Source organism: Rhodoferax sediminis, from assembly GCF_006970865.1.
GTDB lineage: Bacteria > Pseudomonadota > Gammaproteobacteria > Burkholderiales > Burkholderiaceae_C > Rhodoferax_A > Rhodoferax_A sediminis.
In genome coordinates this window covers 3,047,191-3,070,777 of record NZ_CP035503.1, presented here as the reverse complement: position 1 = coordinate 3,070,777, position 23,587 = coordinate 3,047,191, and the positions used below count along the sequence as shown (strand labels likewise).

Below are 23,587 nucleotides of genomic sequence, written 5' to 3'. Positions count from 1 at the left end.
GTCAACGACTTCTGTTTTCCACGCCACAATCGCTGGCATGCGCAAACACTTTTCCGAAACAACAAGCCACCAGCGACTGGGGTACGCCATTGCGGCGGCTGTGGCGACGACCTGGCTGCCGCTGCCACTCACGATGCAGGGCCGCGTTTTACTGGGATGGTGCGTGGGTGCGGGCTGCTTCCTGGTGCTGTCCTGGTGGCTGGCGGTGGAGTTTGACGCGGATCGCACGCGCGAGCGCGCGCAGGCGCAGGACCAGTCCCGCATGATCCTGTTCCTGCTGGTGCTGGTGCTGGTGCTGGCCAGCGTGGCGGCGATCGTGCTGATGCTGCAGAGCGTCAAGGGGCTGTCGGCCGCGCAGCGCACCGGGCATCTGATTCTGGCGATGACGGCGCTGGCCTGCTCGTGGCTGTTGATGCACACCATTTTTGCGTTCCGCTACGCGCACCGCTATTACCAGGAACTGCTGGAGCCGGGCCCGAACGGCGGCGGGCTGGACTTCCCCGGCAAGCTGGAACCGGACTATTTTGATTTCATGTACTGTGCCTACGTGGTCGGCATGACCTCGCAGGTCTCCGACGTGCAGGTGACCTCGCGCGAGATGCGCCGCCTGATGCTGATCCACAGCGTGACCTCGTTTGCCTTCAACATGGTGGTGCTCGCGCTCAGCATCAACGTGATCGCCGGCGCCATCCAGTAGCGCTTGGTGCGGCTTGGGCGCCGCCGGTTTCAGTGGGAGGCCGGGAGCCGGTTTCGGCGCCCGAGCTTGAGCAGGCCCGTCGACAAGGCCGTGCCGCACACGATCACGGCGGCGCACAGCGCCATCCAGGGCGTAACAATCTCGCCGAGGAACGCCACACCGTACAGCACCGCGAACACCGGCACCACGAAGGTGACGGCCAGGGCGCGCGCCGGCCCTGCGTGTTCGATCAGCCGGAAGAACAGGATGTAGGCCAGGCCGGTACACAGCACGCCCAGCGCCAGCAGCGACAGCCAGGACCTGATGCCGGGCATATGGGCGGGCCATAACCAGAGCGCGGGCAGCGCCAGCCCGAGCGCGGCGCCGAGCTGGCTGCCGGCCGCGGTCAAGAGCGGCGGCAGGCCGGTCAGGTAGCGCTTGGTAAAACTGGCCGCTGTGCCGTAGCACAGGCAGGCCAGCAGGCAGGCGCCGATCGCCAGCAGGTTGGCCCGGCTGGAAGCGCCTGCCGGGTTCGGACCCCCGTCTGCCTTGTTCCAGACCAGCAGGGCGACCCCCGAGAGTCCGATCAGCAGGCCCAGCGTGCGCGAGGCACTGAGCCGGTCTTTCAGCCAGAGCCACGCCACCGCCGCGCCGAACAGCGGCGCCGTGGCGTTGAGGATGGCCGACAGCCCTGTCGAGATCGTCAGCAGCGCAAAGCAGTAGAGAGCAAACGGAATGCCCGAGTTGAGCAGCCCCACCAGAAACACCGGTTTCCAGTGCAGGCGTAGCTGCGGACCCAACCCGCGCTTCAAGAGCAGTGGCAACAGGAACAGCGCGGCAATGCTCACGCGCACGGCGGCCGTGGGGACAGCGCCGAATTCCGCCGCGGCCAGATCCATGAACATGAAAGAAGCGCCCCAGATGGCGGACAGCAACACGAAATCGCTCACCCAGGCCGGGCCGCCCGGTTGGGCGGTGGACGAAGAAGCGGCGGGCGTCAAACGAGGCTCTCCTGCCGGGCTGCCTGGGGACGCACGGCAGCGCCCTCTAACTTGAGAAGCGCTGCCTTGCGATCGAGGCCGCCCGCGTAGCCCGTCAGCGAACCATCCGAGCCCATCACACGGTGGCACGGCACGATGACGCTGATCGGATTGCGTCCCACGGCGGCCCCGACGGCGCGCACGGCCGCCGGCTTGCCGAGCCCTGAGCTCAAGGCGCCATAACTGGTGGTGGCTCCGCGCGGGACCTTGAGCAGCGCGTGCCAGACCGATTGCTGGAAGGGCGTGCCGCCATGCAGGTCCAGCGGCAGGTCGAACGCCGTGCGCCGGCCGGCGAAATACTCGGTGAGCTGCTGCACGGCGCGCACCAGCACCGGGTGCCGGTCGTCGACACGCCAGCTGGACCTGTCGGGCAGGTGGCGCTGGCCGTCGAACCAGACGCCGGCCAAACCCTGGTCGGTGGCGGCCACGATGACGGGGCCGAGCGGGCTGTTGAAGGTGGTTTGCACGACTGACGTATCGAATTTCATCTCATTCACCTTTTGATTCATGGTCATTTCAGGCTGTAGCCCTTGTGTTGCATGGACTTATGGCTATCTTTTTAGTAGTTGTTGGTTTTTTAACGGGCTCGGGCAAGGTGGCCCAGGCGCGGATCACGGCATAGCTGCGCCAGGGCTTCCAGGCCGTTGATGCGGCCTCGGCCTCGCGCGCCGCGCGCAGCGGGTTTTTGGGCTCAAGCACGCCCAGCGCCTTTTGCAGCGCCACATCGCCGGCCGGAAACGCATCGGGCCAGCGCAGCGCCCGCATGGCGATGTACTGCGCCGTCCAGTCGCCGATGCCGGGCAGCTCCTTGAGCGCAGCTATCGTGGCGCCCACATCGGCTCCGCCATGCAGTTGCAGGCGCTTCTCGGCCACCGCGCGCGCGATCGCCACGATGGCCGCCTGGCGCTGCCGCACGATGCCGAGCTGGCCCAGCGCATCGCCGCCGACCTGGGCCAGCACGGCCGGTGCGGGAAAGAGCCGCGTCAGTTCGGGGAACGGCGTTTGCATCGGCGCGCCGAATTTCTCCACCAGCCGCGTGCCCAGCGTGCGTGCCGCCGCCACCGTGATCTGCTGGCCCAGCACGGCCCGCACGGCCAGCTCGTAGCCATCGAGCGTGCCCGGCACGCGCAGCCCGTCGCCCTGCGGAAAGCGCGGGTTCAGCACACTGTTGATGGCCAGCGGGTCGGCATCCAGGTCGAATGCGGCACGCGCCCGGCGGATGACTTGGGGCAGCACGTCGCGCAGCGAATCGCTCACGCGCAAAATCACCTGATGGTGCGCCCCGTCGAATTCGGCGACCAGCCAGCCGGCATGCGTGCGTCCACCCGATTCAAGACAAAAAGTCATGCCAGCCCTTGGATGGTCCTGGCTTGTAGCTACGAATTCAATAGCACCCAGTTGCCGTTTTCCGAAGAACGCGAGCATCGCGTCGATATCGTATGGCGGCCGGTAGCCGAGCCGCACGCTGATGCCCGGACCCGCTGGCGCGGCGCCCGCGCGTCGCAGCTGTGTCGGGTTCAGTTTGTAGTGCGCCACGAACGCCGCATTGAAGCGCCGCACGCTGCCAAAGCCGCTGATCAGCGCGACCTGCGTGATGGGCAGGTCGGTGTCGGCCAGCAATTGCTTGGCCGTGAGCAGGCGGCGGGTTTGCAGATACTGCACCGGGGAGACGCCGAACTGCGCCTCGAAAATCCGCCGCACGTGGCGGTCGCTCACGCCCAGCCTGCGCGCCAGCTGCTCCATCGATGGCGAGGCCGGGGTTTCGCCGCCGGGCCGCCCCAAGGTGAAATGCGCCCCCTCGAGGGGCAGCGCAGTACGCGAAGCGACGCGCGTGGGGGCGCTACTTTCCCAGGTTTCCGGCTCGTCCAGCAGCCGGGCCGCCTGGTGCGCCAGGATGTAGGAGGCATCCTGGATCGACCACGCAATCGAGTTCGGTGCCAATTCGGGGCGGCAGCGCAGGCAGGGGCGAAAGCCGGCACTCTCCGCCTGCGCGGCGTGGCTGAAGAAGCGGCAGTTCTCGCGCCTGGGCGTCTTCACGCCGCAGACCGGTCGGCAGTAGATGCCGGTGGAGGTCACGCCGGTGAAAAAGCTGCCGTCGAAGCGGGCGTCCCGGGCCTTCAGGGCCAGGTAGCGGGCATCGTCGGTGCGGGTCGCGTCGAGGGTTCTCATGGGCTTGATGATACGCGGCGCGGCCACTTTGACTAGCCGTTTTCGGACATGTCCCTCGCAGGGCCGGCGCCTACAATCCCGAGCAGCGCAACAACCTCTCCAGGGAAATCATTCAATGCAGCTGGCGCCCTCCATTTTCAAGGCCTATGACATTCGCGGCGTGGTGCCGTCCACGCTGACGCCGCAGGTCGCCGAGGCGCTCGGCCGTGCGTTTGGCACCATCGCGCGCACGCAGGGCGAGCGCGCGGTCGCGGTCGGGCGCGACGGACGCCTGAGCGGCCCGTCGCTGAGCGCGGCGCTGGTGCGCGGCCTGCTGGCCGCCGGCATGGACGTGATCGACGTTGGCATGGTGACCACGCCCATGCTGTACTTTGCCGCCAGCACGCTGGCTGGCTCCGGCATCCAGGTGACCGGCAGCCACAACCCGAAGGACTACAACGGCTTCAAGATGGTGATGTGCGGCCGCGCCATCTACGGCGAAGACATCCAGGCGCTGCGCCGCATGATGGAAGAGGAGAGTTGGGTGCTGCAGCCGGGTGGTGGCATCCGTCACATCAATGTGATGGCGCCGTACCAGGCGCGCATCGTGCTTGATGCCAAGCTGGCGCGACCCATGCACATCGTGGTCGATTGCGGCAACGGCGTGGCGGGCGCATCGGCCCCCGCCATCTTCCGCGCCTTGGGCTGCCAGGTGACCGAGCTGTTCAGCGAGGTCGACGGCAACTTCCCCAACCACCATCCCGACCCGAGCAAGCCCGAGAACCTGCGCGACCTGATCCAGGTCCTGCAAACCTCCGATGCCGAACTGGGCCTGGCCTTCGACGGCGATGGCGACCGGCTCGGCATCGTCACCAAGGACGGCAACACCATCTACCCGGACCGGCAGATGATCCTGTTTGCGCAGGACGTCCTCTCGCGCGTGCCGGGCGGCGAGATCGTGTTCGACGTGAAGTGCTCGCAGCGTCTTGCGCCCGCCATTGAGGCGGCCGGCGGCAAGGCGCTGATGTACAAGACCGGGCACTCGCTGATCAAGGCCAAGATGAAAGAGATCGACTCGCCGCTGGGTGGCGAGATGAGCGGCCATATCTTCTTCAAGGAGCGCTGGTTTGGTTTTGATGACGGCACCTATGCCGGGTGCCGGCTGCTCGAGATCGTGAGCCGGTCGCCCGATGCCAACGCCGTGCTCAACGCGCTGCCGACCAGCTTTTCAACGCCCGAACTCAATGTGAAATGCGCCGAGGGCGAGCCGCCCGGGGTGGTGGCCCGCGCGGTGGCACTCGCCAACTTTGCGGCGCCGGCCCGCATCAACACCATCGACGGCCTGAGAGTGGATTGGCCGGACGGCTTCGGCCTGATGCGCTCCAGCAATACCACGCCCGTATTGGTGCTGCGCTTCGAGGGCCACACGCCCGAGGCCCTGCAGCGCATCGAAGGCGAGATGCTGGCGCTGCTGCGCCAGGTCAAGCCCGACGCGACGATCGAGGAAGCTGCGCATTGAGCGTCCTGCGCGGCCTCTATTCGCTGCTCATGTGGCTGGCGCAGCCCCTGTTGCGCCGCAAGCTGGCGCGGCGCGGCGCGGCGGAGCCCGTCTACCTGCAGGCGGTGCAGGAGCGCTTTGGCTACTACGACGCGCCGTCCGGTGCCGGTTTTATCTGGCTGCACGCGGTGTCGCTGGGCGAGACGCGGACCGCCGCCATTTTGATCAAGCAATTACGCCAGCGCCTGCCCGGCATGCGCCTGCTGCTCACCAACGGCACGGCGACCGGACGCGCCGAGGGCGCCGGCCTGCTGCAGCCGGGGGATATTCAGGTCTGGCAGCCCTGGGACACGCCGGGCGCGGTGCAGCGATTTTTGCAACACTTCAAGCCGCGCATCGGCGTGCTGCTGGAGACCGAGGTGTGGCCCAACTTGGCGGCGGCCTGCCGGCAGGCGGGTGTGCCGCTGGTGCTGGCGAATGCGCGGCTGAGTGAGAAATCGCTGCGCAACGCGCTGCGCCTGGCCTGGATCGCCAAACCGGCCTACCGGTCTCTGGCCGCCGTGTGGGCCCAGACCGAGATCGGTGCGCAGCGCCTGCGCCAGCTCGGTGCGCCGGTCAGCGCGGTGTTCGGCAATCTCAAGTTCGATGCGGCGCCCGACGCGGCGCAAATCGCGCAGGGCAAGGCCTGGCGCGCGGCGTGCGGTCGGCCCGTGATTTTGCTCGCCAGTTCGCGCGAGGGCGAGGAAGCCCAGTTTCTCCAGATTCTTCAGTCAATTCGGGCTGAAGCCCAGGCCGTGCATACACAAGTAGCTACTGAATCTATAGCGAACAAAGTGCAGTGGCTGATCGTGCCGCGGCACCCGCAGCGCTTCGAGGAGGTGGCCGCGTTGATCGAGCGACACGGTTTGAGTGTGTCGCGGCGCAGTGCCTGGGCGTCGCAACCGCAGGCCGCCGACGTCTGGCTGGGCGACTCGCTGGGCGAGATGGCGCTGTACTACGGCCTGGCCGATGTGGCGCTGCTCGGCGGCAGTTTCGAGCCGCTGGGCGGGCAGAACCTGATCGAGGCGGCGGCCTGCGGCTGTCCGGTGGTGATGGGGCCGTCGACCTTCAATTTTGCGCAGGCTGCCCGCTTGGCCGAAGCCGCCGGCGCGGCCCGCCGGGCCGACTCCATGGCGGTGGCGCTGCAAACGGCCCTGGCGCTGACACGCGACGCACCCGGCCGAACGGCCATGGCCGAGCGCGGCACCGGGTTTGCGGCGGCGCACCGGGGTGCGGCCGACAAGACCGCGGCTGCCGTGGTGGCGCTGCTGGGATCGTAAAGTCGGTGCTCAGTAACGCGGCACGGCCTGGTCGCGTTGCTGTGACCAGGCGTCGATGCCGCCCGTGATGTTGACCACGTGCTCGAACCCGTTTTGCGCCAGAAACGTTGCCACGCGCAGGCTGCGTCCCCCGTGGTGGCACAGGCAGGCTACCGGCTGCGCCGGGTCCAGCTCGGCCAGCCGTGCCGGTATCTCCCCCATCGGAATCGTCACCAGCGCAAAATCCCCGGCCCGGATGCTGGCGGTCTGCAGTTCCTGAGGCTCTCGCACATCGAGCACGACGGGCTGGCCGTGCGCCCGGGCGGCCTGCAACCAGTCAGACAGGTGGGCGGGGCTGACTTCGGAAATCATGGTGTGGGGTTCCAGAAAAGGGGGGATGACGATGGGGGCGGACGGGCTCAGAAAACGAACGGGGAAGGTTCGGGGAAGTTCATCAGGCGCGGCGCCAGTGTGTCCCACGGCTGCACGGTGCGCCAGTCGTTGTCGCCCACGCGCGTGACAATGGTGGCGCGCATCACGGGGTCGTCGCCGACGATGGCCGCCAGCCGGCCGCCCACCTTGAGTTGGGCGAGCAGGGCCTGCGGCACTTGGGCGACCGAGCCGCTGAGCACGATCACGTCGAACGGCGCCTCGGCCAGGATGCCCTGGGCGCCGTCGGCCTCGCGCACTTCGGCGTTGTAGATGCCGGCCCGTTGTAGGTTGCCGCGGGCGGTTCGCGCCAGTTCCGGATTGATCTCCAGCGACACCACACGCTGCGCGCGGTGCGCCAGCAGCGCCGCCATGTAGCCCGAGCCGGCGCCGATTTCCAGCACCGTCTCGTGCTTTAGCACGCCCACTTCCTGCAGGATGCGCGCCTCCACCTTGGGCTCGAGCATGCACTGGCTCGGGTGCGTGTGCGGCGGCAGCGGGATTTGCATGTCGACAAAGGCCAGCGCCTTGTGCGCCAGCGGCACGAAGTCTTCACGCTTGACGACCGACAGCAGCTGCAGCACATGGCTGTCGAGCACATCCCAGGGGCGGATTTGCTGCTCGATCATGTTGAAACGGGCCTGCTCGAAATTCATCGGGATCGTCATCGCGTTTTCTCCGGGGGGTCAGCACAAACCTCCCATTTTATAGGGCCGGCCCGGCGCGTCGGCATCCTGGATCAGTAAAACGCCTGCAGCCCGGTCTGGGCCCGGCCCAGAATCAGCGCGTGCACGTCGTGCGTGCCCTCGTAGGTGTTGACCGTCTCCAGGTTGATCATGTGGCGGATCACATGGTATTCGTCGTGAATGCCGTTGCCGCCGTGCATGTCGCGCGCCATGCGGGCGATGTCGAGCGACTTGCCGCACGAGTTGCGCTTGATCAGGCTGATCATCTCGGGCACGGCCTTGCCTTCGTCCATCAGCCGGCCCACGCGCAGGCAGCCTTGCAGGCCCAGCGCGATCTCGGTCTGCATGTCGGCCAGCTTCTTCTGGATCAGCTGGTTTGCGGCAAGCGGGCGGCCAAACTGCACGCGGTCCATCGTGTACTGGCGTGCGCGGTGCCAGCAGTCTTCGGCGGCACCCAGAGCGCCCCAGGCGATGCCGTAGCGCGCCTTGTTCAGGCAGCCGAACGGGCCCTTCAGGCCGCTCACGTTGGGCAGCAGATTCCCGGCCGGCACGAACACGTCGTCCATCACGATCTCGCCGGTGATGGAGGCACGCAGGCTCATCTTGCCTTCGATCTTGGGCGCGGACAGGCCCTTCATGCCTTTTTCGAGCACAAAGCCGCGGATGCTTTCCTGGCCGCCGACCTTGCCGTCAGGGTCGGCCAATTTGGCCCAGACCACGAACACGTCGGCAATCGGCGCGTTGGTGATCCACATCTTGGCGCCCTTGACGATGTAGCCGCCGTCCACCGGCTTGGCGCGCGTGAGCATGCTGGCCGGATCGGAGCCGTGGTTCGGCTCGGTCAGGCCGAAACAGCCGACCCATTCGCCGGTGGCCAGCCTGGGCAGATACTTCTGGCGCTGCGCCTCCGAGCCGTACTCGTTGATCGGGTGCATCACCAGCGAGCTCTGCACGCTGATGGCGCTGCGGTAGCCGCTGTCCACGCGCTCCACCTCGCGCGCCACCAGGCCATAGCTGACGTAATTGAGGCCGGCGCAGCCGTAGCCCTCAATGGTCGAGCCCAGGAAACCCATGGCGCCCGCTTCGTTCATGATTTCGCGGTCGAACTTTTCATGGCGGGCGGCCATCAGCACGCGCGGCTGCAGCTTTTCCTGGCAGAAGGCATGGGCGGCCTCTTGAATAGCGCGCTCGTCGTCGCTGAGCTGCTCCGACAGCAAAAACGGGTCTTCCCAGTTGAATTTGGCTTTCATGTCATGTGTCCTTTGAGGTGGTGGGCAAAGTGAAGGAGCTGTGATGCCGGTGGCCTTGGTGGCTTGGTGCCTGACCACATCGTCCGCCTATTGTTCAACGGCGACCAATATCTGTCCAATATCTATTATCGATTCGACGATATATTATTCGTATCCATGGAGTTCCGGCACCTGCGCTATTTCCTCGTTCTGGCCGAAGAGCTGCACTTCGGCCGCGCGGCGCGGCGCCTGTCGATTTCGCAGCCGCCGCTGTCGCTGAACATCCAGCAACTGGAGGCGTCCGTCGGCGCCCGGCTGTTCACCCGCAACAGCAAGCAGGTCGTACTCACTGCCGCCGGCCAGGCCTTCGTGCCGGCGGCGCGCGCGCTGCTCGAGCAGGCGGCGCAGGCGGCCAGCCATGCCCGCGATGTGGGGCAGGGCATGGCGGGCAGCCTGGCCATCGGCTTTGCCGGCACCATGCTGTACAGCGGCCTGCCGAAGATCCTGGAGCGCTTTCAGGCCCGGCATCCCTTGCTGCGGCTGATGCTCAAGGAACTGAGCTCGAGCGAGCAACTGATGGAACTGGTACAGGACCGGCTCGACCTGGGCTTTGTGCACACCACGCGCGTGCCGCCCGAGTTGAGCGAAATCCTGGTGGCCCGCCAGGCCTTTGTTTGCTGCCTGCCCGCCGGCCACGCGCTGGCACGCAAGCGCACGCTGTCGCTCCCCCAATTGCAGGGCGAGCCTTTTGCGGTGGTGTCGCGCACGGTGTCGCCCGACTACCATGAGCGGATCATGGCCATCTGCACCGAGGCCGGGTTTTACCCGGAGATCCGCTACGAGCTGCGGCATTGGCTCAGCGTGGTGTCGCTGGTGTCGCAGGGCATGGGCGTGGCGCTGGTGCCGGCGGCGTTGCAACAGTCGGCCATGGCCGGCACGGCGTTTGTGCCGCTGCAGCAGGCCACCACGCCGTACGATACGCATTGCCTGTGGAAAACCAGCCGCGACAATCCGGCGCTGGCGGCATTTGTCAGTGCCGTGCGCGCGGCGTCCACCCCGCCGCGCGGGAACGCGCGCTGATGCCACGAGTCAGAAGACTCAACTATCAAGGAATACCGACATGAATGATTTGCAAACCATCACCCTGGCGGGCGGCTGCTTCTGGTGCACCGAGGCCGTGTACGTGCGCGTGCGTGGCGTCACCGATGTGGAGAGCGGCTATAGCAACGGGCACACCCAAAACCCCAGCTACGAGCAGGTCTGCAGCGGCGACACCGGGCACGCCGAAGTGGTCAAGCTCACGTACGACCCGGCCGAGATCAGCGTGCGCGAGATTCTGGAGATCTTCTTCGTGGTGCACGACGCGACCACGCTGAACCGGCAGGGCAACGATACGGGCACGCAATACCGCAGCGGCATCTACTACTCGACGCCTGAGCAGAAACAGGTGGCCGACGACATGATCCGCCAGATGAGCCAGGACAAGCTGTTTGACGCGCCCATCGTCACCGAGGTGCTGCCGCTGACCAACTACTGGCCCGCCGAGGACTACCACCAGGATTTCTACGAGAAGCACCCGAACCAGGGTTACTGCGTGGCCGTGGCGGGCCCGAAGGTGGCGAAATTCCGCAAGACCTTTGCGGACCGTGTGAAGGATTGAGCCGGGCGCTGCGCCCTTTGCCGGTCCGGGCGTTTACGGCGCCAGGCGCTCGCGGATCCAGCGTGAGTCGCTCTCTTGTGTGTAGCGCAGCCGGTCATGCAGCCGGCTCTTGCGGCCCTGCCAGAACTCCCACCTGTCGGGCTGCAGGCGAAAGCCGCCCCAGTACGGCGGGCGCGGCGGCTGCAGCATGAATTTGGCGCCGTACTTGGCGGCGTTGGTCACGAGCACGCTGCGCCCGGCAATCACCTGGCTTTGCGGGCTGGCCCAGGCGCCGATCCGCGAGTCGAGCGGACGGCTGTTGAAATAGGCGTCACTTTCCTCGTCGCTGACCTTCTCGACCAGGCCTTCGATGCGCACCACGCGTTCCAGCTCGACCCAGTGGAACTGCAGCGCTGCGTACGGATTGCCGGCCAGCTCCTGGCCCTTGCGGCTGTCATAGTTGGTGAACCAGACAATGCCTCGCTCGTCATAGCCCTTGATCAGCACCACGCGCGTGCTGGGGCGCAGGTTGCTGGCGACCGTGGCCAGCGTCATGGCGTTGGGTTCGGGCACCTGGGCGGCGATGGCTTCGGTCAGCCACTGGTCGAACTGCTTGAGCGGGTCGGCGTGCGAGGCGGCTTCGCCGAGTTCGGCGCGCTCATAGCTTTTGCGCAGGTCGGCAAGGTGGGCGGCGGTGTTTGTCATACTTGGCAGTATAGAAACTCTGCCCTTCACCGGGGCGCGACCGCGCGGTCAAGGGACCCTGATGCAACAACCCACCATTCTGGTGCTCGCCTCCGGCCGGGGCGAGCGTTTCACGGCGTCGGGCGGCAGCGTGCACAAGCTGCAGGCGCTGCTGGCCGGCAAAACCGTGCTGGAGCACACGCTGGACGCTGTGCGCGCCAGCGGCCTGCCCTGGCATCTGGAAGATGCGGGCCACCCCGGCATGGGCGACTCGATTGCCGCCGCCGTGCGTGCCACGCAAGATGCGACGGGCTGGCTGATTCTGCCCGCGGATTTGCCACTGATTCAGGCCGCCACGCTCTTGCAAGTGGCGGCGGCGCTGCAGACCCATGACGTGGTCGTACCCGTCTATCAGGGTAGCCGCGGCCACCCGGTGGGGTTTGGCGCCGCGTGCGGCCCGGCGCTGCTGGCTTTGAAAGGAAATCAGGGTGCAGCCCCCGTGGTACGTGCACATGCCGCTATTGAATTAATAGTGGACGATATCGGTTGCGTGACCGACATCGATACGCTGGAGGACCTGGCGCGGGCACAGGTGCTGGTGCCCCGGCCTCATTGAAGCCGGGGCTTCGCGTCGGTTACTTTGGAGGCGCGGCTGGCGCGCCGGCCAGCTCCAGCAATCGCTGCAGAGCCCGGTCATGGATGCCCTGCGCGCGCAGGCTGTGCAAGGTCTGGTGCGCGTAGTCATGGGTCGTGCCGTAGCGTCCGCACGACTGGGTAAAAACCTGCCGGTACTGCGCAGGCGTCAGCTCCCCGGTGAAGCTCGGGCTGTGGCGCGACAGCGTGAAGGCCAGCGACCTGATCGGACCCTGGGGTGTGCGGCAGTGCAGCCAGCGCGGGTCGTACACGCCGGTCACCATCTCGCGCAGCCACAGCCGGGACAGCACCTCGGACGCCTCGTGCCGGTGCACCCGGAACGCCACGCCCTGGCAACTGCCCCCCGAGAGCAGCGCAAACACCAGGCCCGGGTACTCGGGCGTGCCGCGGTTCACGCGGCTCCACATCTTGAGCGCGCGATGCCAGCCCTGCACGCGAGCGGCGCGCTGCTCGGCAAATTCAAAGTCCGGCCGCCAGATCAGCGAGGCATAGCCAAAAATCCACAAGTCCGAGCGGCCACCCCAGGCGGCCAGTACCTGCTCCAGCATGGGGCCCGGGTCGCGCACGGGCATGAGCGGTTCTGTCATAACCGCACTTTACAGCGACCGGGCCGGCAACTCCGGGAAGGAGCCCGGCGCGTCCCGGCTTTCGTTTTGGTAACGCACTGGTAACCCTTTTCGGTCTATTTGTGCCGGTTCCGGAGTAGGATAGCGGTTGTAATTTAGTTACCAACTCTGGATGAGCCGATGAAACTCAATGCCACGGTAGAAGCGGTCACCGCCCGCATTCGCGAACGCAGCCGGCCCGCCCGCGGCGCCTACCTGCAGCGCCTGGAAGCGGCGGCCGCGCGCGAGCCCAGCGCCGACCGCATGGGCTGCGCCAACGTGGCGCACGCCTTCGCGGCGATGCCGGCGAATGACAAACTCAAGGTCGTGACCGCGCGTGCGCCCAACATCGGCATCGTCACCGCCTACAACGACATGCTGTCGGCCCACGCGCCGCTGCAGTACTACCCGGACATGATCAAGGCCGAGGCGCGCAAGTTCGGCGCCACCGCACAGGTCGCGGGCGGCGTGCCGGCCATGTGCGATGGCGTGACGCAGGGCACACCGGGTATGGAGCTGAGCCTGTTCTCGCGCGATGTGATCGCCATGGCCACCGCCGTGGCGCTGAGCCACGACATGTTTGCCGGCGCGCTGATGCTGGGCGTGTGCGACAAGATCGTGCCGGGGCTGCTGATCGGCGCGCTGCATTTTGGCTACTTGCCCACCGTGTTCGTGCCGGGCGGGCCCATGCCCTCGGGCCTGTCGAACAGCGAAAAAGGCAAGGTGCGCGAACGCGCGGCGCAAGGTCTGGTGGGGCGTGCCGAGCTGCTGCAGGCCGAGTCCGCCGCCTATCACGCGCCGGGCACCTGCACGTTTTACGGCACCGCCAACAGCAACCAGATGCTGCTCGAAGCCATGGGCCTGCATGTGCCCGGCGCGGCGTTCGTGAACCCCGGCAACGCGCTGCGCGCCGAGCTCACGCGCGAAGCGGCCCGCACCGTGCTGGGCACTGGGACGCGCGCGAGCGCCGCCGGGCCGTCCCAAGGCGCGAGGGCCCCCTCGGGGGGCAGCGAAGGACACGCAGTGCCGAGCGTGGGGGCCAAGTGCCCGCCGATCGGCAAGATCGTGGACGAGCGCTGCATCGTCAACGCCATGGTGGCCTTGCTGGCCACCGGCGGCTCCACCAACCACCTGATCCACTGGGTGGCCGTGGCGCGCGCCGCGGGCCTGACGATCGACTGGGACGACTTTGCCGCGCTCTCCGGCGTGGTGCCGACGCTGACGCGCGTGTACCCGAACGGATCGGCCGACGTGAACCAGTTCCAGGCCGCGGGCGGACCGGGTTTTGTGATCCGCGAACTGCTTGACGCCGGGCTCATGCACGAAGACGTGCTGACGGTGCGCCCCGGCGGCCTGCGCGAATACACGCGCGTGCCTGAGTGGCATGCGCCGGCAAAAAAAGCAGCCGATCTGGTGCCGATGACGCTGGCGGAAGAGGTGACTGATTTGCTCCCGGCCGCGAGCGAAGAGGCTGCGCTTGAGGGCTTGCTCTGGCGCGATGCCGGCGCGTCCAAAGACACCGGCATCGTGCGCCCCGCGGCGCAGCCGTTCAGCCCGCACGGCGGCCTGCAGTTGCTGCAGGGCAACTTGGGGCGCAGCGTGATCAAGGTGTCGGCCATCCCTGACGATCGCCACATCATTGAAGCGCCCGCGCGCGTGTTCGATTCACAGGAAGGTCTGCATGCGGCCTTCCGCGCCGGGGAGCTGGATCGCGACGTGATTTGCGTCGTGCGCTGGCAGGGGCCGCAGGCCAACGGCATGCCCGAGCTGCACAAGCTCACGCCGCCGCTGGCGGTGCTGCAGAGCAAGGGCTTCAAGGTGGCGCTGGTGACCGATGGCCGCATGAGCGGCGCCTCGGGCAAGGTGCCGGCCGCCATCCACGTGTCGCCCGAAGCGTCGGCCGGCGGCCCGCTGGCCAAGGTGATCGACGGCGACCTGATCCGGCTCGACGCCGAGGCCGGCACGCTGCAGGTGCTGCTGCCCGAGGCCGCGTGGGCTGCGCGCGAGGCCGCCGTCATGCCTGAGGCGCTGCGCGCGGCGAACGCGCACGACCTGGGCCGCGAAATGTTCAGCGCCATGCGGCGCAACGCCCTGACCGCCGAAGAAGGAGCCTGCACATGGCTGTGACCCCAACGTTGACCGCCCTGCAGGTGATGCAGGACGCGCCGGTGATCCCGGTGATCGTGCTGACCGATCCCAAGCATGCCGTGCCGATGGCGCGCGCGCTGGTGGCCGGCGGCATCCGCATGCTGGAGATCACGCTGCGCACCCCGCAGGCGCTGGCCTGCATGGAGCTGATCGCGCGCGAGGTGCCGCAGGCCGTGGTGGGCGCCGGCACCGTACGCAGCGCCTCCGACGCCCAGGCCGCAGCGATGGCGGGAGCGCGGTTTGCCGTCAGCCCCGGCTACACCCATGCGGTCGGCCACGCCTGCCGCGAACTCGGCTTGCCGCTGCTGCCGGGCGTGGCCACCGGCAGCGAAATCATGATGGCGCAGGAAGACGGATTCACCGAGCTGAAGTTCTTTCCCGCCATGCAGGCCGGCGGTGCCGCCATGCTCAAAGCCTGGGGCGGCCCGTTCGGCGACGTGCGGTTCTGCCCAACCGGCGGCGTCACGCTGCACAACGCGCCCGACTTGCTGGCCTTGCCCAACGTGGCGTGCGTAGGCGGCTCGTGGCTGGTGCCCTTTGACGCGTTGGCGCAGGGCGACTGGGCGCGCATCGAGACGCTGGCACGCGAAGCGTCCGGACTTAGGCGTTAAAAAGGCCTGTAGCCCTTATGCAGTCTTCGTATGCCGCTATTAAAAGCGCAGCTACGCGGGGAACGACTCAGCGCAGGCCGGCGCCGCCCGCGCCCTCGGCGCGCTGGATCAGCTCGATCTTGTAGCCGTCCGGGTCGGTGACAAACGCGATCACGGTGCTGCCGCCCTTGACGGGGCCCGCCTCGCGCGTGACATTCCCGCCGGACGCCTTGATCTTTTCACACGCCGCGTAGGCATCGGGCACGCCGAGCGCGATGTGCCCGTAGGCGTTGCCCATGTCGTAATGGTCCACGCCATGGTTGTAGGTCAGCTCGATCTCGGCATGCTCGGGGTTGTTGCCGTAGCCCACGAACGCGAGCGAGTATTTGTACTCGGGATTCTCGGACGTGCGCAGCAATTTCATGCCGAGCACCTGGGTGTAGAAGTCGATCGAGCGTTGCAGGTTGCCGACGCGCAGCATGGTGTGAAGGAGTCTCATGAGCGGATTATCGTGCGGGCGGGGGAAGTCTGCATCCGGCAAGTAGCCGACGGTCACTGGGGGAGGCTGCCCAATGGCAGACCCTCGCCGGCGCTTCGACGTGACTTGATTCGAGCTTGATCTGGATCAAACTTTTTTGTAACGCGGCCTGCTCAAACACGCGAAACGGGATTACTGTAGCGACCGTATCGAAACGTACTCAAACAAATTCGAACTGGAGGGATGCCATGCATTGCGACCTGACAGGAAGCGCCTTTGATCGAGGCGACGAACGATGCACGGGCTTGACCAAAATAAAGGTGGGGTTTCTCCAGGCGCTTTCGAAGCTTTATTTGCCTGGGTCGATCCTGCTGTGTCTGGTGTTCAGCCAGTCCGCCCAGGCAGTTCCGTCCTTCGCCCGCCAAACCGGGCAGAGTTGCGTCGCCTGTCACGCGGGCGGCCAGTTTCCTGAACTCACGCCTTATGGACGGCTCTTCAAGCTGACGGGTTACACCAATGGAGTTCGTGGCAACCCACTGGCCGCCATGATCGTTGGCGATATGACCAAAACGGCGAACAACGATGATGGCGCCGGCGGCACCCTCTCCCCGAAAGACGAGAAGTTCATCGCCGACTTTGCGAGCGTATTTGTTGCGGGCAAGGTCACGGAGAATGTTGGCGGCTTTGCGCAGTTCACCTACAACGTTCACGACAGGCAGGACGCGCAGGGCAACTGGCTCGGCTTCGCGCATTCCGATAATTTTGACCTCCGGTATGCCGACCGCAGGGTAGACGCCAACACCGATTTCATTTGGGGCGTGACGCTTCACAACAACCCGACCGTACAAGACGTGTGGAATTCATCCCCGGCGTGGGGCTATCCATATCTGGCCACCACGCTTGGGGCCTTTTCCGGAGCCCCTGTTTCGACCTTTCTCGAAAGCCAGCAGCAACTCGCAGGCGTCGGCGCCTATGTGTACCTGAACAACTCCTTTTACGCCGAGTTGACCTCTTACCAGACCGCGAAAAACTTCTGGCAGTTTCTCAGTCTGGGCAGCAGAACGGGCGATCCGGATCACCCGCTCACCTACCTGAGTGGCAGCAACCCCTATATGCGCCTCGCCTATACGCATGAGTGGGATGCCCACAACGTCATGCTCGGCGCCTTTGCGATGAACGCGAAGGTCCTTCCGCTGGATTCCAACAACTTCCCCATCTTCGGCCCGAGCACCCAATACAGGGATGTCGGCGTGGATGCGCAGTATCAGTATCTGCTTTATCCCCATACCTTCACGGCCCAAATGCGGTATATCCATGAACGGATCAACGACGATACCCAGAACCTTTACGCCGGCCCCGCCACACTGAATTCATTCAAGTTGAAGGGCAGCTATGTTTACCGGGCCCAGTATGGTGCCAGCCTGGCTTATACCAATGTGAACGGCAGTGCCGACGCGCTGGCTTACCCCTCGGGCACTCCGAACTTCGGCAGTGAGAGCAATGTTCCCAACACCCAGATGTGGACACCCGAAATCTTCTGGATGCCGATTCAGAATGTGCGGATTGGCTTGCAATACAACTATTTCACCCGGTTCAACGGAGCCAGTACCAACTACGACGGCAATGGCCGCAACGCCAAAGACAACAATACGACCTTCCTTTACCTGTGGGCGGCCTTTTGAAATGCCTCCTGCAAGCTCGCTCGACGAACTCCCCGAAGAGAATCAACATGATTGAATACTTCAAGAAATCAGGTTTTGTCTTGTCCGTGCTGGCCTTGGCGCTCTCGGGATGCGCGGGAGTCGACGACCACGCCGGGGACGAATCGACGCTGACAGGGGTGGCACTGGTTCAAAAAGTATGTTCGATGTGCCATGGGATTACGGGAGAATCAGTTTCCCCCCTGTACCCGAGACTCGCTGGGCAACAAAAGGAGTACCTTGTCTCGCAGCTGACGGACTTCAAGGGGCATACCAGAAGCGACCCCGCCGGAGTCCAGCACATGTGGGGATTCACGCATCTGACTCCCACGCAGATCAATGAACTGGCCGATTATTTTTCAAGCCAGCAGCCCATGCATGCTGCAGCCGGCAAAACGGCGCCGAATGCACGTGGCGAGCTGATCTTTCGCAGTGGCTTGCCCGAGCAGGGCGTGACGCAGTGCAGTGCGTGCCACGGCGCAGGCGGCGATGGGAATGGCCAGTTTCCACGCCTGGCCGGCCAGCATGCGGACTATGTGGTCCGGCAGCTCAAAGTGTTCAAGCTGACAGGCCAGCGGCCCCGGGGCGCCATCATGGAAGGCGTCACGCACAACCTGTCCGAAGCGGACATGGTGGCCGTGGCGAGCTACGTGGAATCGCTGGGCAACTCGCGATGACCAGCGTGGCGGCCTGAAGCCAAAGGTCACGAAGCGGGTCTGCAACAAGGTCCTCGCTCAGGGCAAATCCATGCTGTGAGCGGGCGGGGGCCAAACTAGCCCTGCTTCGGCAACTCAAACACCAGGCAGGTCGTGGTGGCGTGGGCGTACAGCTTGCCGTCGGGTCCGACGATGCGGCCCTCCGCCGTGGCCAGCTGGCGCCCGCAATGGATCACGCTGCCGATGGCGCGCAGCGGCCCTGACTTGATGGAGGCGGCGCGCACGATGTTGACACTGAGCTCGGCCGTGGTGTAGCCGCGTCCGGCCGGCATCATGGTGTGCACGGCGCAGCCCACGGCGGAATCGAGCAGCGTGGCGTACCAGCCGCCATGCACGCTGCCCAGCGGGTTGTAGTGCTTGAGCTGCGGCGTGCCCTGGAACACGGCCATACCGGGACCTACCTCTACCAGCGCAAAATCCAGCGTCTCGGCGATGTGCGGGTAGGGCAGTTCGCCGGCCAGCATGGCCTGCATGATTTCCAGGCCGGTTTTGCCAGCGACCATGGACGGGCTGGCGAGGCCCGGTTTGCCGCCGCCGGCCAGCATGTGGCCACGCACTTCGTTCAACTGGTTGTTCCACCGGGCCAGGGCCTGTTCGGCGTCCGATTCCGTCGTGCCCATCTTTGTTGCAGTGTCCATGGCAGCAGTCCTTTTTAGTTGCATATACAATGCTTGTAGATACAAGTATAATGCATGAACTCCGGACTCATCCCATGAATGCTGTACTCGATCCGTCCCCGCAGGCGGCTCTCAAAACACTGGGCTGCACCAATCTGCGCCTGCGCCAGCTGATGCGGCACGTCGGCCAGCATTACGACCTTGAGATGGCCAAGGTAGGTCTCAGGACGACGCAGTATTCGCTGTTGTCGCACGTCCTCAAGCTGGGGCCGGTCCGCCCCACCGAGCTTGCCAAAGCCATGCAGTTGGGCGCGTCCACGCTGACGCGCAACCTCAAACCGCTGGTCGATGCCGGCTGGGTCGAGCTGTCTGCCGGCAGCGATGCGCGCAGCCGCAGTGTCACCATCACCGCGCAGGGGCGCGCCAAGCGCGCCGAGGCCCAGCATCACTGGAGGGCGGCGCAGCAAAGCCTGAACCGGCTGCTGGGCACGCAGCGGGTGCTGGCGCTGCACGGCCTGATCGATGAGTCGATCGACCTGCTCTCTAGCGTTGATTCCGGCAACGCCCAAGCGTAGCCCATCGCTGCAGTGCATCCGTAGTTCCCAAAAAATCTTCACGAGGACGAGCATGTTCGCCCAACAAGTCTCCATCTGGCTGCAACGCCGCGGCATTCACTACAGCTGGGTCATGGCGGCCGTCACCTTTCTCACCATGCTCACCATGTCGGCCGCGCTGGGCCTGCCGGGCGTGATCTTGCAGCCGCTGAGCCACGAGTTCGGCTGGACCAACGAGCAGATCTCCTCCGCGCTGGCGCTGCGCTTTGCACTGTATGGCCTGATGGGACCGTTTGCCGCCGTGCTGATGGAGCGCTGGGGGCTGCGCGCCGTGATGTGCACCGGACTGGCGCTGGTCGGCGGCGGCATGGCGCTGGCCACGCTGGCGACCCAGCTCTGGCAGTTGTTCATCTTGTGGGGTTTGATGCTGGGCCTGGGCACCGGCCTGACGGCGCTGGTGCTGGGAGCCGTGGTGGCGAATCGCTGGTTTACCGCCCGGCGCGGGCTGGTGATTGGCATGCTGACCGCGAGCTCGGCCACCGGGCAGCTGGCTTTCCTGCCGCTGGCCGCCTGGATCATCGAGCACGCGGGCTGGCGCTATGCGGTGATTCCGATCTTTATCGGCAGCGCGCTGGTGGCGCTGCTCGCGCTGTGCCTCGTGCGCAACCGGCCCTGCGACATCGGACTGGCGCCGCTCGGGGAGGCGTTCGTGCCCGGCAGCACACCCGTCGCTGCGGCGGCCATGACATTTCGCACGCCCTTTGTGGCGTTGCGCGAAGCCTCGGGCAGCCGCACGTTCTGGATTCTGTTCGGTACTTTCTTTATCTGCGGCCTGAGCACCAACGGCCTGGTGCAGACGCACTTCGTGTCACTGTGCGCCGACTACGGCCTCACGGCGGTGCCTGCGGCATCGGTGCTGGCGATGATGGGCGCCTTCGACTTTTTCGGCACCATCCTCTCGGGCTGGCTCTCGGACCGCTACGACAACCGCAAGCTGCTGTTCTGGTACTACGGGTTGCGCGGCCTCTCGCTGTTCTGGCTGCCGCATTCCACCTTTACGCTCTACGGCCTGTCGATTTTTGCCATGTTTTACGGCCTGGACTGGATCGCCACGGTGCCGCCCACCGTCAAGCTGGCCGGTGCGAGCTTTGGCAAGGAGCGTGTCGGTCTCGTCTTCGGATGGATTTTTGCGGCGCATCAAATCGGCGCCGCCACCGCTGCCTATGGCGCGGGGCTGACGCGCACGCTGCTGCTGACCTACACCCCGGCGCTGTATGCCGCCGGCGGCGCCTGCCTGCTGGCGGCGATCGCCGTGATGGCGATGCGCCGGCCCTCGGTAGCGCCAATGGCGACAGTCAACCCCGTCAGAAGCGCCTCATGAACAAGGGGGAGTCATCTCTGGCCAGGTCGAAGAAGATCGCTTGTTCTTTCACGAATGCGGCGCAGATCCATTCGCCGAAGCGCGGCTAGCGCGGCGGGTCGTCGCCTGACTGCGTGCCCTCATCGATCCACCGCAAATAATCCGCGGACCCGGCGGCTACCGGAATCTGCACGATCTCGGGGACCTCATAGGCGTGGTGCGCGCGGATGAATTGCGCCAGTGCCGTAAAGCAGGCCTTGCGCGTCTTGATGGTCAAGCGGCATTCCGGCTCGCTGCACAGCTGGCCCTCCCACCGATAAACGCTCTGGACGCGGTCGATCTGCACGCAGGCGCCGAGCCGCGCTTCGACGATCTGGCGCGCCAGCGCTTGCGCCTGCACTTCGCCGGAGACGGTGGTGAGAACGATGCAATAGGGCGTCATACCTTCCAGTTCAGCGGGGTTCGCAGGCGGCATGCGGGCCCTTGGGGCGCTACACCGGCACGGTGTAGTTCAGCGTCATGCGCCCGCCGTCCACGGTGACGATCTCGCCGGTGACGTAGCTGGCTGCATCACTGGCAAGCCACGCGACCACGTCGGCCACTTCCGAGGGCTCGCCGAGGCGCTTCATCGGCGTGCGGCTCATGATGCGGGCCCTGGCCTCCTCGCTGGTCAGCACGGCTTTGGCCGCGAGTTCGGTGGCGATGGTGCCGGGCGCCACGGCGTTCACGCGAATCCCCTGGTCGGCCAGCGCCAGCGCCATCACGCGTGTCAGCTGATTGATGCCGCCCTTGCTGACGTTGTAGCTGGCAATCGTGGGAATGGTCAGCACGCCGTTGACCGAGCTCATGTTGACGATGTTGCCCCGGCGCACCCTGGCCATCTCGCGGGCCACGGCCTGCCCGACCAGGAACGAGCCCTTGAGGTTGACGCGCAGCACGGCATCGAAATCCGCCTCGGCGACGTCCAGAAATTCCGCGGCCTTGAAGATGCCCGCGTTGTTGACCAGCACGTCGATGCGGCCATGCGCGGCCATGGCCTGCGCCACCAGAGAATCCACCTGGGCCTTGTCGCCGACATCGCAATGCACATACAGGGCGCCGAGTTCCTGCGCCAGTTTTTGGCCGCGTGTGTCGTCCACATCGGTGATCACGACCAGGGCGCCCTCGCGCGCGAAGCGGCGGGCGCAGGCCTCGCCGATGCCCTGCGCACCGCCAGTGACGATGCACACCCGGCCTTGCAGCCCGAACGAAATTTGTGAAGAAATAGTGCTCATGCCCTGATGGTACCCTCGTAGGCAGCTATGAAGTTCATAGCATTCTCCCGGACCGCGAGGGCCGCCATGCCGGGCTGGTACAGCGCCGAGCCGATGCCGAAGCCGCTGGCCCCGGCGGCCCGGTAGGCGCCCATATTGTCCAGCGTGATGCCGCCGACCGGCAGCAGCAGGGTGTCCGTGCGGAGCACGGCGCGCAGCGCTTTGACCACCGCGGGCGTGATCATCTCGCACGGAAACAGCTTGAGCCCGGTGGCGCCCGCGTCCAGCGCGGCAAAGGCTTCGGTGGCGGTCATCACGCCGGGCAGGCAGACCATGCCAAGGCGCACCGCCTCCTGGATCACTGCGGCATTGAAATTGGGGGCTACCACCAGCCGGCCGCCGGCCGCATGAACGTTGCGCACATCGCCCGGGCTGAGCACGGTGCCCGCGCCGACCAGGGCGTTCGGAAAGGCGCTGGCCATGGCTTCGATGCTTTGCAGTGGCTGCGGGGAATTGAGGGGAACCTCGATCAGCGTCCAGCCCACACCCGTGAGTGCTTCGCCGATCGGCAGGGCTTCGTGCGGCGACAGGCCGCGCAGGATGCCGACCAGGGGAAGGGCGCGCAGCGCGTGCGTGAATTTATCGTGGGCGTTCATGGTATTCCTGTGGGAGAGGACGACAGGGCGCTGGCAATGGCCCACAGCCCGCGCCAGGCGGCGTCCTGGCCGACGCGCCGCACCGGCACGCGGCGCTGCGCCAGCGCCAGCTCGTAACGCTGGGTCAGTGTGTCGGCGCCCACGAGGACCACCTGCGCGCCGGCCTCCAGCGGCTGCGTGCGCAATTCTTCGCCAATCACCAGCCCCGACAGGTAGCTGGGCAGCGCCGCTGCGGGCAGGCGTTCAAACAGTGACAGCGTGCGCGCACTGAAGGCGGTTTGCAGCAGGCTGGCGCTATGCAAGGCGAGCGCGACGCCCTGGTTGAACGCGTCCACGTCGAGGTCGCCGTCATCGCCGGGCAGGGTGCGCGCGAGGATGGAATGCTGGCGCAGCAGCGCATAGAACTCGCCGGTCATGAAGGTGGTGAAGTGCTCCATGCGGTTGGAGGCCACGCGCACCCACTTGCTGTGCGTGCCCGGCAGCACCAGCACGGCGTCCCGCAGGTCCAGCAGTTGCAGCGCACCGAACACCTGGGTTTCTTCGCCGCGCATGACGTCAGGGATGCTGTCCTGTTCGCAGCGCAGGCCCGGCACAATGGCGATGCACCCCGGCGTCACCCAGACCAGTTGGCGTGCGATGTCGTCGAGCCCCGCAGGGCAGGCGCAGTAGGGCGCCTCGACCCAGCCCTGGCGGCTGCCGGCCATTCCGGATATCAGGCAAAAAGTGCCTGCAGCCCTTGTCCACGGTTCGAAGCATGCTTCAAATACTGTAGCAAATTCACCCGGTGGCACGGTCAGGATGCCGCGTGCAAACGTTCGCTCCTGCAACACCTTGCCGTGCCTGTCCAGCAGCGCGCCGCGCAGCGATGAGGTGCCCCAATCGACGGCGAGCAAATGTTTCACGACAGAGCCTTGCCCTTGACGCTGTGC

The 23,587-nt window shown here is 66.0% G+C and carries 26 protein-coding genes and 1 pseudogene; 13 read left to right on the top strand and 14 right to left on the bottom strand.

Annotated elements, in window-relative coordinates; all coding sequences use genetic code 11:
• The first annotated feature begins 37 nt into the window (after positions 1–37).
• Positions 38–697, top strand: a complete 660-nt coding sequence (locus EUB48_RS14865) for a DUF1345 domain-containing protein (protein ID WP_142819871.1) — start codon at positions 38–40, stop codon at positions 695–697.
• Positions 698–726: 29 nt separating this feature from the next.
• Here the strand turns inward: EUB48_RS14865 and EUB48_RS14860 are convergent, their stop codons facing one another.
• The 3 genes from EUB48_RS14860 to EUB48_RS14850 are packed head-to-tail and all read right to left on the bottom strand — an operon-like array spanning position 727 to position 3,885.
• Positions 727–1,677 carry a DMT family transporter gene (locus tag EUB48_RS14860; RefSeq protein ID WP_274595956.1) on the bottom strand — a complete coding sequence of 317 codons (951 nt, stop codon included), beginning with the start codon at positions 1,675–1,677 and terminating at the stop codon, positions 727–729.
• Positions 1,674–2,204, bottom strand: coding sequence for a methylated-DNA--[protein]-cysteine S-methyltransferase (locus EUB48_RS14855; protein ID WP_142819870.1), 531 nt, complete (start codon positions 2,202–2,204; stop codon positions 1,674–1,676). Before EUB48_RS14855 ends, EUB48_RS14860 begins: the two co-directional genes overlap by 4 nt.
• 28 nt (positions 2,205–2,232) lie before the next feature.
• Positions 2,233–3,885, bottom strand: a complete 1,653-nt coding sequence (locus EUB48_RS14850; RefSeq protein WP_142819869.1) for a DNA-3-methyladenine glycosylase 2 family protein — start codon at positions 3,883–3,885, stop codon at positions 2,233–2,235.
• 115 nt (positions 3,886–4,000) lie between these two features.
• Here EUB48_RS14850 and EUB48_RS14845 point away from each other — a divergent pair, with 115 nt between their 5' ends.
• Positions 4,001–5,383 carry a phosphomannomutase/phosphoglucomutase gene (locus EUB48_RS14845; protein WP_142819868.1) on the top strand — a complete coding sequence of 461 codons (1,383 nt, stop codon included), beginning with the start codon at positions 4,001–4,003 and terminating at the stop codon, positions 5,381–5,383.
• Positions 5,380–6,681: a 3-deoxy-D-manno-octulosonic acid transferase gene (locus EUB48_RS14840; RefSeq protein ID WP_244618211.1), complete on the top strand. Its 1,302-nt coding sequence runs from the start codon at positions 5,380–5,382 to the stop codon at positions 6,679–6,681. The genes EUB48_RS14845 and EUB48_RS14840 overlap by 4 nt, the downstream gene beginning before the upstream one ends.
• A gap of 9 nt (positions 6,682–6,690) precedes the next feature.
• Here the strand turns inward: EUB48_RS14840 and EUB48_RS14835 are convergent, their stop codons facing one another.
• The 3 genes from EUB48_RS14835 to EUB48_RS14825 all read right to left on the bottom strand — a co-directional run bounded on the left by EUB48_RS14835 (position 6,691) and on the right by EUB48_RS14825 (position 9,025).
• Complete coding sequence (locus EUB48_RS14835; RefSeq protein WP_142819867.1) at positions 6,691–7,032, bottom strand: rhodanese-like domain-containing protein; 342 nt, start codon at positions 7,030–7,032, stop codon at positions 6,691–6,693.
• Positions 7,033–7,079: 47 nt separating this feature from the next.
• The gene (locus tag EUB48_RS14830; RefSeq protein ID WP_142821313.1) at positions 7,080–7,745 is read right to left on the bottom strand and encodes a protein-L-isoaspartate O-methyltransferase family protein; all 666 of its coding nucleotides are present in this window, start codon (positions 7,743–7,745) and stop codon (positions 7,080–7,082) included.
• 83 nt (positions 7,746–7,828) lie between these two features.
• Positions 7,829–9,025, bottom strand: a complete 1,197-nt coding sequence (locus EUB48_RS14825; protein WP_142819866.1) for an acyl-CoA dehydrogenase — start codon at positions 9,023–9,025, stop codon at positions 7,829–7,831.
• A 156-nt stretch (positions 9,026–9,181) separates the two neighbouring features.
• Between EUB48_RS14825 and EUB48_RS14820 the strand changes: the two genes are divergently transcribed.
• Both EUB48_RS14820 and msrA read left to right on the top strand, forming a co-directional pair.
• Positions 9,182–10,084, top strand: a complete 903-nt coding sequence (locus EUB48_RS14820) for a LysR family transcriptional regulator (protein ID WP_142819865.1) — start codon at positions 9,182–9,184, stop codon at positions 10,082–10,084.
• A 40-nt stretch (positions 10,085–10,124) separates the two neighbouring features.
• Positions 10,125–10,664: a peptide-methionine (S)-S-oxide reductase MsrA gene (gene msrA, locus EUB48_RS14815; protein ID WP_142819864.1), complete on the top strand. Its 540-nt coding sequence runs from the start codon at positions 10,125–10,127 to the stop codon at positions 10,662–10,664.
• A gap of 33 nt (positions 10,665–10,697) precedes the next feature.
• On the opposite strand, the gene pdxH is transcribed toward msrA, so the two are convergent.
• A complete protein-coding gene (gene pdxH / locus EUB48_RS14810) occupies positions 10,698–11,348 on the bottom strand; it encodes a pyridoxamine 5'-phosphate oxidase (RefSeq protein WP_142819863.1) in 651 nt (216 codons plus the stop codon).
• A 61-nt stretch (positions 11,349–11,409) separates the two neighbouring features.
• On the opposite strand from pdxH, the gene EUB48_RS14805 reads away from it, so the two are divergent.
• Complete coding sequence (locus tag EUB48_RS14805; protein ID WP_142819862.1) at positions 11,410–11,943, top strand: nucleotidyltransferase family protein; 534 nt, start codon at positions 11,410–11,412, stop codon at positions 11,941–11,943.
• Between the two features lie 19 nt (positions 11,944–11,962).
• On the opposite strand, the gene EUB48_RS14800 is transcribed toward EUB48_RS14805, so the two are convergent.
• Positions 11,963–12,568: a gamma-glutamylcyclotransferase gene (locus EUB48_RS14800; RefSeq protein ID WP_142819861.1), complete on the bottom strand. Its 606-nt coding sequence runs from the start codon at positions 12,566–12,568 to the stop codon at positions 11,963–11,965.
• 159 nt (positions 12,569–12,727) lie between these two features.
• On the opposite strand from EUB48_RS14800, the gene EUB48_RS14795 reads away from it, so the two are divergent.
• The gene (locus tag EUB48_RS14795) at positions 12,728–14,713 is read left to right on the top strand and encodes a dihydroxy-acid dehydratase domain-containing protein (RefSeq protein ID WP_142819860.1); all 1,986 of its coding nucleotides are present in this window, start codon (positions 12,728–12,730) and stop codon (positions 14,711–14,713) included.
• Positions 14,704–15,345: a bifunctional 4-hydroxy-2-oxoglutarate aldolase/2-dehydro-3-deoxy-phosphogluconate aldolase gene (gene eda, locus EUB48_RS14790; protein WP_142819859.1), complete on the top strand. Its 642-nt coding sequence runs from the start codon at positions 14,704–14,706 to the stop codon at positions 15,343–15,345. Before EUB48_RS14795 ends, eda begins: the two co-directional genes overlap by 10 nt.
• A gap of 67 nt (positions 15,346–15,412) precedes the next feature.
• Here eda and gloA read toward each other — a convergent pair whose 3' ends face one another.
• Positions 15,413–15,823 (bottom strand): lactoylglutathione lyase, encoded by a 411-nt coding sequence (gene gloA / locus EUB48_RS14785; protein WP_077562548.1) that lies wholly within the window; start codon positions 15,821–15,823, stop codon positions 15,413–15,415.
• Positions 15,824–16,050: 227 nt separating this feature from the next.
• Between gloA and EUB48_RS14780 the strand changes: the two genes are divergently transcribed.
• The 3 genes and pseudogenes from EUB48_RS14780 to EUB48_RS22050 all read left to right on the top strand — a co-directional run.
• Positions 16,051–17,484: a cytochrome C gene (locus EUB48_RS14780; RefSeq protein WP_244618210.1), complete on the top strand. Its 1,434-nt coding sequence runs from the start codon at positions 16,051–16,053 to the stop codon at positions 17,482–17,484.
• Between the two features lie 47 nt (positions 17,485–17,531).
• Positions 17,532–18,179 (top strand): c-type cytochrome, encoded by a 648-nt coding sequence (locus tag EUB48_RS14775; RefSeq protein WP_142819858.1) that lies wholly within the window; start codon positions 17,532–17,534, stop codon positions 18,177–18,179.
• 10 nt (positions 18,180–18,189) lie between these two features.
• Positions 18,190–18,258, top strand: a pseudogene (locus EUB48_RS22050) (DUF2501 domain-containing protein); the annotation flags it as partial.
• A gap of 16 nt (positions 18,259–18,274) precedes the next feature.
• Here EUB48_RS22050 and EUB48_RS14765 read toward each other — a convergent pair.
• Entirely contained in the window at positions 18,275–18,763 is a 489-nt protein-coding gene (locus EUB48_RS14765; RefSeq protein WP_244618444.1) for a PaaI family thioesterase, read from the bottom strand.
• Positions 18,764–18,930: 167 nt separating this feature from the next.
• On the opposite strand from EUB48_RS14765, the gene EUB48_RS14760 reads away from it, so the two are divergent.
• Both EUB48_RS14760 and EUB48_RS14755 read left to right on the top strand, forming a co-directional pair.
• Positions 18,931–19,410 (top strand): MarR family winged helix-turn-helix transcriptional regulator, encoded by a 480-nt coding sequence (locus tag EUB48_RS14760; protein WP_142819857.1) that lies wholly within the window; start codon positions 18,931–18,933, stop codon positions 19,408–19,410.
• 52 nt (positions 19,411–19,462) lie between these two features.
• Positions 19,463–20,770: an MFS transporter gene (locus EUB48_RS14755; protein WP_142819856.1), complete on the top strand. Its 1,308-nt coding sequence runs from the start codon at positions 19,463–19,465 to the stop codon at positions 20,768–20,770.
• Between the two features lie 85 nt (positions 20,771–20,855).
• Here the strand turns inward: EUB48_RS14755 and cutA are convergent, their stop codons facing one another.
• From cutA to EUB48_RS14735, 4 genes are read right to left on the bottom strand one after another with little or no spacing between them, the layout of a single operon-like run.
• On the bottom strand, positions 20,856–21,224 hold the full coding sequence (gene cutA / locus EUB48_RS14750; protein WP_142819855.1) for a divalent-cation tolerance protein CutA: 369 nt from the start codon (positions 21,222–21,224) through the stop codon (positions 20,856–20,858).
• A 16-nt stretch (positions 21,225–21,240) separates the two neighbouring features.
• On the bottom strand, positions 21,241–22,023 hold the full coding sequence (locus tag EUB48_RS14745; protein WP_142819854.1) for an SDR family NAD(P)-dependent oxidoreductase: 783 nt from the start codon (positions 22,021–22,023) through the stop codon (positions 21,241–21,243).
• Entirely contained in the window at positions 22,020–22,658 is a 639-nt protein-coding gene (locus EUB48_RS14740; RefSeq protein WP_142819853.1) for a 2-dehydro-3-deoxy-6-phosphogalactonate aldolase, read from the bottom strand. Before EUB48_RS14740 ends, EUB48_RS14745 begins: the two co-directional genes overlap by 4 nt.
• Positions 22,655–23,560, bottom strand: a complete 906-nt coding sequence (locus EUB48_RS14735) for a 2-dehydro-3-deoxygalactonokinase (RefSeq protein ID WP_142819852.1) — start codon at positions 23,558–23,560, stop codon at positions 22,655–22,657. Before EUB48_RS14735 ends, EUB48_RS14740 begins: the two co-directional genes overlap by 4 nt.
• Between the last annotated feature and the right edge of the window lie 27 nt (positions 23,561–23,587).